Genomic DNA, 14,046 nt, shown 5'->3' on the forward strand with positions numbered 1-14,046 from the left:
GTACTTATTTTTCTACATCAAGGTAAATGGTGAACCCATCTATTCAATCCATTGCAGCTGCTACCTTAGCTTTACTAGTAGGGTACTCAGTCAACCCAGTAGCTGCACTACCAAATAACAGTTATCAAAACCTGACCGTTGCTCAAGCGCCACAGTTAACAGATACCTTAATTGTCCCAGGGGAAAGGGTCGGCCCAGTGACACGCAAAACTACTCGGAGAGATTTAGCCAAAACTTTCGGTGCATCCCGTTTGGTTGATAAAACTATTGCCGGTGCTGAAGGTATAGGTAGTTTTGCCGCTACCCAAGTAAATCTCAGTCGTGGGCGTTCATTTTTGGTAGTCTGGAGTGATAAGACTCGGACGAAACCCTCAGATGTGCGCGAATTAGGTAGTGCATGGAAAACTCGTGAAGGTATTGGAGTCGGAACTCCTTGGAGCGAGTTACGCAATAAATTAGGTAATTTTAAACTATTTGGGCTGGGTTGGGACTACGGCGGCACTATTTTGTTAGAAAGTAGCAAGTTATCACGCTACCAAGGAAAATTGATTGTACGGGTAGAAGCTGCTACCAATGCTGGTGAAAAATATCCCAATGATTATCGTGCAGTTTCAGGCGATGGTACTTTTTCTTCTGGCGATCGCCACTGGAAACCTTTAGGAATGAAGGTATCACAGGTAATTGTGATTCTCAATCCCAATTAATAAAACTGAATCAATACCTTAATCACTCGCTCAGTGATGCAATTCATCCCATTTTCCCGCACCTGATGGAAAAATGGGCGATCGCTCTAACTGCTTACGGGTTTTTTTGATTATCTGACTTAAATCTACCCGCAAGAAAATCTCGTTTACCTAAGTGCTTGGTTTGACGCTTATTAACTCGCTCTCGCCACATCCGAAAACTTGATTCTTTCATTTCGCGTTTCATGAGGGCAATTACCTGTTTCTCCAACAGCCCAAATTGAGCTTTAATTGCTTCAAAAGGAGTTCTGTCTTCCCAAGCCATTTCAATAATGCGATCTATAGTTTCGGTATCTAGTTCTGGTAGTTTCATAATATTGAGAATGGGAAAAAGCCATATTTAAGCACTCTGTTCTGTTTCTGTTACTAGTTTCTGCCCAATTTTTGGTTCTGTACCTGCGAGCAAACGCTCAATATTACTCCGGTGACGCAAAATAACATACAAGCCACCAGCAATACCAAATAAAATGTAGGGCAAGGGTTGCTGTAAAAACACCATCACAATAGAGACAGCGATCGCCCCCATGATGGAACTGAGTGATACAATCCTTGATATTGCTACCACAACAGCAAAGACACCAAAGGTAGCCAAACCTACCTGCCAATTCATGGCTAATAAAATCCCTAAGCTGGTAGCGACAGATTTACCACCTGTAAAGCCTAAGAAAATTGATTTACTATGTCCTAAGATGGCGGCGATACCTGCTAGAGTCACTAACCAAGGTTGCCAAAGTTCAATATTTACTGTTGTAGGAATCAAATTTTGATTACTGGCAAAGGTGAACAAATAGTAAACTAGAGCGATCGCCAATACGCCTTTTAAGCAGTCAAGTCCTAAAACAAATGCTCCAGGCCCTTTACCCAAGGTTCTCAAAACATTAGTTGCTCCCGTGGAACCCGAACCTACCTCACGGATATCAATACCCTTCAATTGTTTGACAGCAATATACCCCGTAGGAAAAGAACCCAACAGGTAAGCCACTAACACTACTGCACCGCATAAACTCAACCAAAAGCCCATAACCGATTCACCAGAATTGATAGTCTATGGTCTATAGTTTACACTCCAGCAGTTTTCGAGTCATGACTTTTACGTCAAGGCTAGTTATTGCTGACACCAACGGAAATTTCTGATTCTTCATCTCTTGTCCGTTCTTCCCCAGGTACTGAATCGGAGAATTCAGCCGAGGGTGGTAAAGAAACAGTAATATCAGCCCCGTTGATAATAACTCCCACTAGTCCTAGTTCTGCTTCCACTAGTTGATCAATAGCTTCAGCCATCATGCTGTCCTGGGTGTAGTTAACTCGTGATACGAGTACTATGCCATCACTGTAGGGTTGAATTAACAAGGGATCGTTAGATACACTTAATGGGCTAGTATCTAAAATAACTAAGTCATAACGTTCTCTCACATCTTCCATCAGCCGCCGCATTTCGCTGGATTCTAAAATAGCAGCAGATTGACGCACAGGCCCAGGACTGGGTATGATGTATAAATTTTCGACTTCAGGGACTAAGCGGATACATTCGCTTAAGCTGCCATAATAACGCAGGGGTTCAAGTGTGGCATCCTCGTCAGAAGAAACCCTCAAAGAGGAACAACGTGAAGGCGATCTCAAATCTGTTTCGATGATCAAGGTTCTTTTGCCAGCGCGGGCGGAGGCTATACCCAGGTTATAGGCGCTGGTTGTTTTACCTTCCTGGCTACTAGTACTAGTCACCAAAACCACTTTTAAGTTTCTGCCACCAATCCGCCTTAAGTTACTGCGTAATTTCTCGTAAAACTCTAAATACAAAGAATCGAGGGACAGGATCACAGGTAGGGCTTCTGGCGGTAAGTCATCCACTGGCAATACAGGTATTTCTCCCAACATTGCCACATCCCGTTGTTTGAGGCTATCTCTGATAGCTTCTCTGGTGCGGAGTGTCCCTTCTAAGGAACCTAGTAAGAAAATCACCCCACCACCAACTATCAATCCTAAGAAACCACCTACACCCAAGGTTAAAGGGACACTTTTGGCTGGTTTGGCATCAGCCCCCACCACAGGAACCTGAGCAATGCTAAAGCTGCTCACCGTCTCTGCTTCTGCTGTTTGAGCATCAGTTAGCTTGGCTTGCATTTGATCATAAACTGCTTTCTTCAGTCCTACTGCTTGTTCCAAGCGCGATCGCTCTAATTGTTTATTGGGTATTTGGGAATATTCTTGCCGCAATCGAATTTCATCTCGTATTTGCTGGGCTAATTGTTGTTGTAGGGTTTCTTTTTGCGTTTGCAAAGCTACCATCTGGTTAGCTAGCTGCTGTCGGGCTGGATCTAGACTACTTTGGGTGCGGATACCACTAATATTTGTTGCTAAGGGTGCTGCTGTACCACCACCGCCAATTACTTCCGCCGCCCTTTGTTGGAGTAATTCTTCAGATGCTTGTTTTTGACGCTGCAACTGAATCATATTCGGGTGTTCTGGGCGTAAATCTTTACGCAGTAAAGCGATTTGTGATTCTGTCTGATAAATTTGCGATCGCAAGTTGGCGATAATTGGGTCGGCACTCAACGCAGAAGAAACATAAGATTGACCGACATCTAAACCCAACTTATCTTGCAGACTGAAAATCTGCGCCTCAATTCCCGTAATAGTTTGGCGAATCACCCGTTGCTGATTTTGGCTACCAGTAACAGCACCAAGTAAACTACCATTTTCTGCGGCTAATATAGCAGGTCGTTCTATGCGATCGTACTGTTCCAGTCTTTTTTCAGCTGCTTGTAGCTCAGACCGTGCTTGTGGTATGCGTTCATTAATTTTGCCAATAATAGCTTTTAGTCGCCCAGTATTAATATCACTACTGAGCTTGACCATTGCCTGCATCAGCTCCAGCAATACTTCCTGCGCCCGCTTGGGATCACTATCTTTATATGCCAGAGAAATAACATTAGATTCTAATTCTCCGGTGCGTGAGTTTCTTCTAGGTGGTGTAATTGCTACGCTGGAAGCAATCCTTCTTGACGGAATTTTCACCTTTGCCGACACATTATCAATTACTTGATCTGATAGCAGCACTTCCTGGTTTAATTCCTGACCTTGTTGCTGAATTTCGCTACCTGTCGTAGAAAATGATACCGGGGGTCGAGAATATGTCAATGTGCCGCTTGCTGTATACGTAGGCGCTGGTTCTGGTTGGATAGCCACCACTGTTGACCCCGCTACAACTAAAGCAAAGCTGGCTAATCCAATCCATTTATATTTTTCAAAAGCAATAATATAGCTCTTAACAATTGGTGGGGTCATAAAAGAGACATATAAAATTAATGAAAATTTATGCGGTCAATCAACAAGATATTGTCACATTTAGTAGCTATTATTCATCATTTATGATTCATAAGTCACCTGAATTACTTAATTCTTTATTTTCTGCCATCAGTATCAATGCGATCGCGTGCAAAAAACACTCTACTTTTGTGGAATTGAGAAATTTAGTTACTTAGTTCATGTATCCAGTACAAAGATGAAATTTCTGGTTCCCCAATTTCCCCAGCAATTGATTATTTTTTAACATTCTCTTACTACCTACTAAAGGTATCAAAAAAGTTGAGAAATGAGCGGACATTAAAGAAGGGTTGAGTAATAGTACTGAGGAAATTTGTAATCCTGCCAACCAAGTTTCGTCCAACTACAATAACATCATTATCTTGTAGTGGCACATTCTGAGACACATCGCCTTCTAAAGCCTTTTTCCCATCTAGTCTTTGTGTAACTGCCTTGCCACGTTCCGGGTCAAAGCGGACTAAAGCGATATCCCTAACGTTAGCAGTATCAAGATTAATTCCACCTAGTGCATCTATAAAAGTACTGCCATTAGGCAAAGCTTGAGTTACAAGACCACCAGCAGCATAGTTCAATACGCGGACTCTAATTTGTGGTGTTGCCAAGGTGGAACGGGCTACTAAATTGCGGTCATAGCCATCGTCTGTGCCGATTTCACGGCGGGGAATAATTAGCGTATCGCCATCTTGCAAGCGTAAACTAGGTATCGAGCCATCATTTTGCAATGCGGCATATAAATCTATGGTTTGCGAAATTGCCGAACCATCTACTAATCGCCGACGTACTTGCACTTGGCGCAAATCGGCGGCAATGGTGGAACCACCTGCCACCTGCAAAGCATCGCCAATTCGGGGTAGTGCAGCATTTAGGTTATAAATACCTGGTCTGAAAACTTCCCCACTAATACTAACTTGTACTGGTCGTGGGTTAGCTAGGGTGACGACAAAAAGCGGATCGTTGAGAATCTGGCTCAAACTCAAGCGGATTTTTTCTTGCGCTTCTTCCAAACTCAAGCCTTGTACAGATATAATTCCTACTTGGGGAACGACAATATTGCCTTCTGCATTCACTTGGGCTTGAAAACTTGCATCTGGACGCTGTGAAGACAAAGACAAAACTACTACGGGATTAATCACAAAACGATTCAGCAAAGAGCGAATCTTTTCTTGTGCTTCTAGCAAGGTTAAACCTTGTAGAGGAACAGTCTCCAGTAGCGGTACTATGATATTGCCTTCTGGATTAATTGCTGCTTGAAAACTCAAATCTGGAAAGCGTTGGACAATGACGCTAACTGCATCTCCCGGCCCCAAGCGGTAAGCACCAGGTGGGCGTTGAAATGTGACGTTGATTACATCACCTGGCCCCAATAAGTAACGGTTAAATTGGGGAGAAGTTTCGTTATTGGGATTCTGGGGTGCGCCTTCCGTCTCTGGTGGAGGCGTAGGAAATATTTGCCCAGAAGGAGGTAAAGTTTGAGCAATTACAGGCTGAAAGGGCGTAGCTAAGAAAACCCCTACATGTACACTTACAAGTGATAAAGCGCAGAATGCACGCATATAATCATGGAGAACTATTAACATCGTTGAATTCAGAATATACCGCAAGGAGTAGCTGCCATTATGAACTAATTTTTAAATGGCCCGTCCATCAATGTGGATTGTACTGTTTCACCTATAGACTTGGCTAATGGCCAAGTAGTTTCCACCTGACCTAAAGGTTCCATCGGAATCAGAATACTCACGGCTACCCACGGAGCGCGAGTTTTTTGCAATTGTGCTAACTGATCCGCCAGAAACCAGCGAAATGGGGATGAATAGCCACCATTGGGTAAGGCATACCATTGCAAAACTGCAAAGGTTTCCTGATCTGTTGAGGCACGAAAAAACATCGCCTCAACTGGAATTTTTCCATTTTCTGCGGAATTGGCAGGTTGTGTGACTGTAAATTCAGCAGAACGTGATTGTGCTACGTCCCATTTTCCCCAACGTATTTTTCCCCAACCACTAACATCTGTCCACTCTACTTCTGGTTGATTTTTGGGGCCGTTTTGCGGCAGTAACAGCAATAGCGCCTGATTCTTGGAGCCTGTTTGCTTAATAATCTGCAAAGACCATTTATGTTGGCCGATAACTTGCTCTATTTGATTAACAGTTTGCCAGCCAGGAAGATTTAAGCCTTTATTCCGTATTTCTCTCAATTCTTTGAGGTTGGCAATAGATGGTGGTTGTTTCCATTGCCAACGTCCGCTTAGATAACCAGGTACTGCTCCCACTGTCAATAGTAGTAGGAATAACAACAACACTACTAAAGTAGTTAAGTGCTTTTGTTTGAGAAATTTAGATAAAGGGATCATTAGTAAAAATTGCTATATTTACGCAAAATTTTACTGGAAAAAATGACACTATAGGTTCAGTAAAATTGTCAATCTATCTACGTTTATACCCTAGAATCTGTACAGTAAATTTATTCACTCTGTCCAAGTATGTGAAGTATTGGTAAATTTTCTCTGCTAGATACCCAGAAGCTACTTATAAATTCAAATTCGCTCAATTTAAAACATGGTGAGGACTGAGGAAATATTTTTACTAAGATGCTTCCTCAGTCCACTTTTTTCTACGCAATAATACTCATGCAATGATGGTTTAATCAGTAATCTCAGGGGAAAGTAGCTGGCTTTCTCCCTCTATTTCACTCTCCAGAGGTGCTGAGAAATAATCACTCATCCGATTCAAGATGGGTATTAAAGATAACAGCATCAAAGCAGAGTAGAGGTCGCCTCCCCAGCTATCATGTAGCCATTTAAAAGCTGCATCTTGGCCTGTGCCATGAAAAAAGCTGAGTATGGTGTTACGGATGATATTAGCAATGACACTAATAAGAACAGCAGCCGATAAAAACCAAACAGTTGTGCGACGAGAAGATAAATTATCCGTCCAATAAAGCAGCATCAAACAAACGTAGATAGTTGTGAATAACATCTTTAAACCCGCACAGTAGGGAGCTACTTCAACTATTCTGCCCGATACGTAAATATTGATACCATCGACAACTGCATCCATACCAAACTGATTGAGTATGAAACCAGCTGTACCTGCAATAAAGCTTTGCAAAGGAAAAGTATAAGGAGCGATGAGGTAAGGTATGGCTGTTGGGGTAGCTAAAAATAGCAGTAGTAAGGGAAAGCCTTGTAATCTCAATCCGGGAAAACCCTTGAACCACAAGCACAATCCTGCCAAGATTGTGGGTAAGGAGAGATTCACCCATTCGGTAACACCAGTCAAATAAAACACTGCCCCAATGACGAGTAAAGTTGCTCCTAAGGGATGAGTTTTATTTGGTAGACGTTGCCACTTTTTGCGGTTACCCCAACTCAGATAAGCTGCAAATGGGATACCGATAATGCCATGACTGAAATATTCGTGTTCTGTGCTGATGGTTTTATACAGCCAACCGTTTAACCAGTGCAGTAAAACAGGAGCATACAGCAGCGCTAAAAGACCTAAAATGCCTATGCCTAGTAATTGATCCGTGTTTCGGGTTCTAATCTGTTGCTGAAGTGCCATAAGCGTAAGCAATTCAAATTTTAAGTGTTCAAAAAATCAGAATATATAAGTTGATCAACTCTCTTTGAGGGAGTTCAAAATTAAGGGTACCATTGGTAATAGGTAATTATGAAAACACCAATTACCTATTACGATATAACCTTGTGGGTATTTAAAGAAATGCAGCACTGAAACTTATGCTACTTTACTTTCCTGGGTAGTGGATGCTGGTTTTGCAGGAAAATCTCCTACTGCTTTGGCTATGGCTGCTACAACTTCTCTAATTTGGCTTTGGTTCAAACCGGGATACATCGGTAAGGATAATATTTGCTTGGCTAGTTTTTCTGATTGGGGAAAATCTCCTGGTTTATAGCCTAAATCGGTAAATGCTGGCTGTAAATGACAAGGAATCGGGTAGTGGATGCCGGTTTGAATCCCTACGGCTGTCAGTTGTTCTTGGATATGCTGGCGTTCTACTGGACAGGAATCATCAATTTTAATTACGTAAAGATGATAAACATGACCTGTGCCACTTTGGTTTTGCATAGGGATAATGCCAGCAGATGCTAGTGGTGCTAATTCTAGATCGTATGTTTGGGCGATGGTGAGGCGATCGCTATTCCATTGCGGTAAATGAGGTAGTTTTTCTAGTAATACTGCTGCTTGTAAGGTGTCTAGACGGCTGTTTGTACCCAGTTCGACATGAACATACTTCTGGGATGAACCATAATTGCGTATGCTGGCAACTTTACTGGCTATATCTGCATCGCTAGTTAGTAATATTCCCCCATCACCCAATGCACCTAAATTCTTACTGGGATAAAAGCTAAAAGCGGCTGCTGTGCCTACAGAACCAGCTTTATATCCTTCCCTATGGGCTAGGTGCGCCTGGGCTGCGTCTTCAAAGATTAAAACCTTGTGAGTTTGAGCAAAATCTATTAACTGTTGGGGTGATACCATCTGTCCATACAGATGCACCGGAATAATCGCTTTAGTATTTGTGGTGACTGCTTTGGCTGCTGCTTCTAAGTCAATTAAGGCCGTTAGGGGGTCGCAGTCTACGAGAATGGGTTTAGCTCCAACTTGGAGAACACCAATTAGTGTGGCGACAAAAGTATTAGCAGGTAAAATTACTTCATCACCAGGGCCTATATTACAAGCTTTTAAACCCAAGGCGATCGCATCAGTTCCCGAAGCTACACCCACCCCATAACCCACTCCTGAGGTGGCGGCAAAGGCGGATTCAAATTCGGAAACTGCTTTGCCTAATATAAAGTCTCCCTGTTGCAATACTTTCTGAATCGCCTGCTGTATCTGATTTTCGATTGGCTGGTGTTGTAACTGCAAATCGACAAAAGGAATTTTTATAGTCATTTTACTCATTGCTAGTTAGCCTCAAGAATAAATACCAGTAATTTATCTAGTTCTAATATGATGTATTTATTACATAACAGCCAATGGAGAAAAAACTATATCACTCCAAATTCATCAATTTTTCATGAATTCTGCTTATGTGTTAATCTTACGTTGCTTAGATACCGATTCTTAGCGGTGCTAGCGATCGCCCAGTACAAGAGATAAATGACGAACGGACAAAACGGACAAAAGAAAAAATTAGAAACCCAGCTTTGGAATATTGCCGACTCGCTGCGGGGCAAAATGAATGCTGATGAGTTTCGGGATTATTGCTTAGGGTTTATTTTTTACAAGTACCTGTCTGAGCGTCAGCATCTTTATGCTAATGAGGTGTTAGCAGAGGATGGCATTGATTTTATCAATATTGATGAATCTTCCAAAGAAGGACAAGAATATTTAGAGGCGATTAAAGAGGAGTCAATCGCCACCCTGGGGTATTTTCTCAAGCCGTCAGAGTTGTTTAGTTCCTTAGCAGAACGGGCTTTAGGGGCGAAAACAGCCAGTGAGGAAAATCTGGCAGATGAGGATTTTGAAGCATCTAACTTTATTTTAGATGACTTGACCCAAGTGCTGAGTAGTATTGAACGCTCGACAATGGGGAAGGAAAGCGAAGAGGATTTTGATCACTTGTTTGAGGATCTGGATCTCACTTCCACTAAGTTGGGGCGGACTCCCAAAGCGAAGAATGCTTTAATTGCTAAGATTTTAGTGCATCTCAATAAAATTGACTTTCGCCTAGAGGATACGGAAAGCGATGTATTGGGCGATGCTTACGAATATTTAATTGGGCAGTTTGCTAGTGGTGCAGGGAAAAAAGCCGGGGAGTTTTACACGCCGCAGCAGGTTTCTAAGGTGTTGGCGAAGATTGTCACCACGGGGAAAAGTCGCCTGAAGTCGGTTTATGATCCCACCTGTGGTTCGGGTTCGTTGCTGTTGCGGGTGGCGCGGGAGGTGGAATCAGTCGGGGATTTTTACGGGCAAGAAATGAACCGCACAACCTACAACCTGGCGCGAATGAATATGATTTTGCATGGGGTGCATTATCGTAATTTCGATTTGCGCCAGGAAGATACCCTAGAGAATCCCCAGCATGAGGGTATGCGGTTTGAGGCGGTGGTGGCAAATCCGCCGTTTTCGGCACAGTGGAGTGCTAATAAACTATTTGAGTCGGATGATCGCTTTAGTCAGTATGGCAAGTTAGCCCCGGCTTCTAAGGCTGATTTTGCCTTTGTACAACACATGATCCATCACCTAGATGATAATGGGATTATGGCGGTGGTGTTGCCTCATGGGGTTTTGTTTCGTGGTGCGGCGGAGGGACATATTCGCAAGTATGTGATCAAGGAACGCAATTGGTTAGATGCGGTGATTGGATTGCCTGCGAATATATTTTATGGGACGAGTATCCCGACTTGTATTTTAGTGTTTAAAAAGTGCCGAGAAAATCCTGACGATATTTTATTTATTGATGCTAGTGCCTATTTTGAAAAGGCAAAGAATCAGAATTATTTGCGGGATGAGGATGTAGAGAAAATTGTTTCTACCTATCGGCAAAGGATACAGTCAGAAAAGTATAGTTATCGCGCCCCATTAACGGAAATTGCGGAGAATGATTTTAATTTAAATATTCCCCGGTATGTGGATACTTTTGAGGAAGAGGAGGAGATTGATTTAGATGCGGTGGCGCGGGAAATTCGGGAGATTGATCGGGAGATGGTGGAGACGGATCAATTAATTCGCGGGTTTTGTGAGGAATTGGGGATTGAGTCACCGTTTTAGGGGTTGTTTGAAAAGTATTATATGAAACCCATAATTTCCAAAAACCTAACCCCCCTACCCCCATTCCCTTGTAGGGAAGGGGGGAAATTCAAAGCCTCTCCCCGCACTTCGTGCCGCTACGCGAACGCAGGGGCTACGGTGTACACACATCTCTGAGCTAGGTGCATAATGTGGTTCGATCCCCCTAAATCCCCCTTAAAAAGGGTGACTTTGATTCTAGTTCCCCCTTTTTTAAGGGGGGTTAGGGGGGATCAAAACGATGTGGGACAAGGTTATAAGACTTGTGTGTACACCGTAGCCTCGCAGGGGAGAGGTTTGGAGAGAGGTTTTTGGGTATATATTTTGACTTTTCAAACAACCTCTTAGGCAATAGGTAATAGAATAAAAGCATTACCTCTGACTGATTATCTAATAGAAAATATAGAGTTTCGGCTATGCTGACTTTGCAAATTACAAAAGAGCAATTATTTAGTTTACTTGAACAATTATCTTACACAGAACAACAGGAGATTTTGCAATATCTCAGTCAAAAACTCCATAGCCAACCAGTTGATAGTCAATCTAATCCTGATGATAATCTTAATGAAGTTGTCTTAAATGAAATCAATTGAAACAATTTCTCATAGAAATTGGCAAGAGCAAGTTAGGAGTGAGTGGAATAAAGCTAGGTTATCTCATTGATACTAATATTTTGTTCTCATTGTTCAAGCAATAATTGATCTCACCCGTTACCCATTACCTTATGATAGTATCTTCCTCTCAACTTTACGAGCGATTTATTGAACAGGTAATTGGTTTAAGTCAAAAAAAAGACTTTTCATTAACTGCTTTAATTAGTAACTATGTGAGGATGAATTATCAACTGAAATTAGAGCAAATAGACAAGTTAAAGGCTTGGTTAGATGGGTTTAGACCTTTTGATCAAACAATGCTCGCTGAACTGAAAAAGCTCTATGATGTCCGCTTTACTTATAATTCTAATGCTATTGAAGGGAATACTTTAACTCAAAGTGAAACTGAATTAGTGTTAACTAAAGGGATTACCATTGGCGGTAAAACTCTCAATGAACATTTAGAGGTGATTGGACATAAGGAAGCGATAGACTATATTGAGAGTTTATCACAAAAAGATACGGAAATTAATGAATGGTAAATTAAACAAATTCATAATCTAATTCTAAGGAAAATTAACCCGAATGAAGCGGGTTGTTATCGGAATTTAGATGTGATGGCAGCAGGAACAAATTATATTTATCCTCCCCATTATTTACTGTCTCAATTAATGGCAGATTTTGTTATCTGGCTCAATTCAAATGCTGCTTTAACACTCCATCCGGTAGAATATGCGACAATGGCACATTATCGTTTTGTTTCTATCCATCCTTTTCGAGATGGGAATGGGAGAACCGCTAGATTAATTATGAATTTATTGTTAATTCGTGCGGGGTATCCCATTGTGGTGATTAATAATCAAGTCCGCAATGATTATATTAATGCTTTGGCTTATGGACAACAAAACCAAGATGATTTAAGTGGGCTTTTTGATTTGGTTTGTGATGCGGTTATCAGTTCCTTGGTGGAAACTTTAAGGTTATTGGTAACTGCTAGTAGTAGTAGGGAAAAGGGGCAGGTTTTTTATCAGGAAATTATTGATTTTATTGATAAAAATGTGGGTAAATAGGTAATAGGTATTGCTGTAAAATTAATTGCACTAAGTTAGGGAGATGTAATCAATGAATACAAGGATTCAATTTACTGCCAAGGTGGAGCAAGGTAAAATTATTATTCCTGATGAATATATTAGTATGGTTGGTGACAATTTAATTGAGGTAATTATTAAGCCTAAGCCTTCTCGTTTGATGGATCGTCTTGCAGAAAATCCTTTAACGGCTGTGGGTTGGCGTGATTTGTCAAGAGATGATATTCATGAATAATTTTATAGATAAAAAGTTTATTGACTCTAATATTTGGCTGTATCGGTTTCTTCATGATCCAAAAGTAGATCCTCAAGTGCAGCAATTAAAAAGAAGTATGGCTATTAATTTAACTCAAGCTGTTGATCGCAGTATTGTAGTTAGCACTCAGGTTATCACTGAAACTTGTGCTGTACTCAAACGGAAAACAGGAATTTCTGAACAGAATATTTTAGAGTTAGTAGAGGAGTTTGAAGAACAGTGTGAAATTGTCAACCTGACAACAAGTGAGATCAAAGAAGCTTGTCGATTAAGAGATAAATATTCTTTTTCGTATTGGGATAGTCTTGTTATTGCTACTGCTCTAAAGTCTCAGGCTAAGGTTCTATATTCGGAAGATATGCAAAATGGATTATTGATTGAAAATCAATTAACAATTATCAATCCGTTTGTAGGATCGGGAAATAGGTAATGGGTAAGAAGGTAAAGAAAAATGTGCCTCAGTTGCGGTTTCCTGAGTTTGTGGAAGTTCTCAAACTTACATATCTTGGTGAAATATTAGACTTCAAAAATGGTATCAATGCAGATAAATCACAGTATGGTAAAGGATATAAATTTATAAACGTTTTAGATATTATTAATGATTAAAAGATGTTTGTGTAGATTGTTAAAATCAAACCAACAACCCAGATCCATACCTGTCCCAAACAACTACAAACTTAGGAGGTAACGAGCGATGATTGTGGCAAAAGATAATACCCCACACCTTACCCCTGAAGAATACTTTGCTTGGGAAGAACAGCAACTAGAAAAACACGAATATATCAACGGCGAAGTTTACGCCATGACTGGCGGTAGCATCAATCATGGGCGTATCGGTATCCGCTTCACCGCCATGTTCGACAGCCACTTAGAAAATACAGGCTGCATCACTGGCAACTCTGATGTCAAGCTCAATATTTTTGGCAGTAATAATTATACCTACCCAGATGCCAGCGTTACTTGCGACGATCGCGACAAAACCACAACCCGATATATTACCTACCCCTGCTTAATCGTCGAAGTCCTCTCAAAAACTACCGAAGCTTATGACAGAGGCGGAAAATTTAGAATGTACCGCCAAAACCCAGCCTTAATAGATTACCTCCTAGTCAGTTCCACCAGCATCGAAATTGACCTTTATCACAAAAACGACGCAGGCGACTGGTTAATTATCAACTACAAACCAGGCGATACAATTGAACTCAAAAGCATTAACCTAAGTTTCCCCATTGAACAAGTCTATCGCGGTTTAACCCTTGAACCAGAGAATGGGGAATAGAATCAAAGTAT

16 protein-coding genes are annotated in these 14,046 nt (G+C 41.3%); 9 read left to right on the top strand and 7 right to left on the bottom strand.

Annotation, left to right across the window (positions count from 1 at the left end; all coding sequences use genetic code 11):
• Positions 1-26 precede the first annotated feature (26 nt).
• Positions 27-704: a hypothetical protein gene (locus ACN222_RS02435; protein ID WP_010994666.1), complete on the top strand. Its 678-nt coding sequence runs from the start codon at positions 27-29 to the stop codon at positions 702-704.
• Positions 705-798: 94 nt separating this feature from the next.
• Here ACN222_RS02435 and ACN222_RS02440 read toward each other — a convergent pair whose 3' ends face one another.
• The 7 genes from ACN222_RS02440 to ACN222_RS02470 all read right to left on the bottom strand — a co-directional run bounded on the left by ACN222_RS02440 (position 799) and on the right by ACN222_RS02470 (position 8,980).
• A complete protein-coding gene (locus ACN222_RS02440) occupies positions 799-1,056 on the bottom strand; it encodes a TIGR03643 family protein (RefSeq protein ID WP_010994667.1) in 258 nt (85 codons plus the stop codon).
• A 27-nt stretch (positions 1,057-1,083) separates the two neighbouring features.
• Complete coding sequence (gene plsY / locus ACN222_RS02445) at positions 1,084-1,764, bottom strand: glycerol-3-phosphate 1-O-acyltransferase PlsY (RefSeq protein ID WP_010994668.1); 681 nt, start codon at positions 1,762-1,764, stop codon at positions 1,084-1,086.
• 80 nt (positions 1,765-1,844) lie between these two features.
• Entirely contained in the window at positions 1,845-4,028 is a 2,184-nt protein-coding gene (locus ACN222_RS02450) for a GumC family protein (protein ID WP_010994669.1), read from the bottom strand.
• A gap of 275 nt (positions 4,029-4,303) precedes the next feature.
• The gene (locus ACN222_RS02455) at positions 4,304-5,644 is read right to left on the bottom strand and encodes a polysaccharide biosynthesis/export family protein (protein WP_010994671.1); all 1,341 of its coding nucleotides are present in this window, start codon (positions 5,642-5,644) and stop codon (positions 4,304-4,306) included.
• A gap of 44 nt (positions 5,645-5,688) precedes the next feature.
• Positions 5,689-6,417 (bottom strand): cyanoexosortase B system-associated protein, encoded by a 729-nt coding sequence (locus tag ACN222_RS02460; RefSeq protein WP_010994672.1) that lies wholly within the window; start codon positions 6,415-6,417, stop codon positions 5,689-5,691.
• Positions 6,418-6,706: 289 nt separating this feature from the next.
• On the bottom strand, positions 6,707-7,627 hold the full coding sequence (gene crtB / locus ACN222_RS02465; RefSeq protein WP_010994673.1) for a cyanoexosortase B: 921 nt from the start codon (positions 7,625-7,627) through the stop codon (positions 6,707-6,709).
• 174 nt (positions 7,628-7,801) lie between these two features.
• Positions 7,802-8,980, bottom strand: a complete 1,179-nt coding sequence (locus ACN222_RS02470) for a DegT/DnrJ/EryC1/StrS family aminotransferase (RefSeq protein WP_416365166.1) — start codon at positions 8,978-8,980, stop codon at positions 7,802-7,804.
• 207 nt (positions 8,981-9,187) lie between these two features.
• Here ACN222_RS02470 and ACN222_RS02475 point away from each other — a divergent pair, with 207 nt between their 5' ends.
• The 8 genes from ACN222_RS02475 (at position 9,188) to ACN222_RS02510 (ending at position 14,035) form a co-directional block, all read left to right on the top strand.
• Positions 9,188-10,801, top strand: a complete 1,614-nt coding sequence (locus ACN222_RS02475) for a type I restriction-modification system subunit M (protein WP_010994675.1) — start codon at positions 9,188-9,190, stop codon at positions 10,799-10,801.
• Positions 10,802-11,235: 434 nt separating this feature from the next.
• Complete coding sequence (locus ACN222_RS02480; protein ID WP_010994676.1) at positions 11,236-11,412, top strand: hypothetical protein; 177 nt, start codon at positions 11,236-11,238, stop codon at positions 11,410-11,412.
• 131 nt (positions 11,413-11,543) lie between these two features.
• Positions 11,544-11,954, top strand: a complete 411-nt coding sequence (locus ACN222_RS02485) for a Fic family protein (RefSeq protein WP_010994677.1) — start codon at positions 11,544-11,546, stop codon at positions 11,952-11,954.
• Positions 11,955-11,963: 9 nt separating this feature from the next.
• On the top strand, positions 11,964-12,482 hold the full coding sequence (locus tag ACN222_RS02490; protein WP_269083594.1) for a Fic family protein: 519 nt from the start codon (positions 11,964-11,966) through the stop codon (positions 12,480-12,482).
• Between the two features lie 52 nt (positions 12,483-12,534).
• Positions 12,535-12,735: a hypothetical protein gene (locus tag ACN222_RS02495; protein ID WP_010994679.1), complete on the top strand. Its 201-nt coding sequence runs from the start codon at positions 12,535-12,537 to the stop codon at positions 12,733-12,735.
• The gene (locus ACN222_RS02500) at positions 12,728-13,186 is read left to right on the top strand and encodes a PIN domain-containing protein (protein ID WP_044520661.1); all 459 of its coding nucleotides are present in this window, start codon (positions 12,728-12,730) and stop codon (positions 13,184-13,186) included. The genes ACN222_RS02495 and ACN222_RS02500 overlap by 8 nt, the downstream gene beginning before the upstream one ends.
• Positions 13,186-13,362 (top strand): hypothetical protein, encoded by a 177-nt coding sequence (locus ACN222_RS02505; RefSeq protein ID WP_010994681.1) that lies wholly within the window; start codon positions 13,186-13,188, stop codon positions 13,360-13,362. The genes ACN222_RS02500 and ACN222_RS02505 overlap by 1 nt, the downstream gene beginning before the upstream one ends.
• 88 nt (positions 13,363-13,450) lie before the next feature.
• Positions 13,451-14,035 carry a Uma2 family endonuclease gene (locus ACN222_RS02510; RefSeq protein ID WP_010994682.1) on the top strand — a complete coding sequence of 195 codons (585 nt, stop codon included), beginning with the start codon at positions 13,451-13,453 and terminating at the stop codon, positions 14,033-14,035.
• Positions 14,036-14,046 lie beyond the last annotated feature (11 nt).

Source organism: Anabaena sp. FACHB-595 (assembly GCF_048568275.1).
Classification (GTDB): Bacteria; Cyanobacteriota; Cyanobacteriia; order Cyanobacteriales; family Nostocaceae; genus Trichormus.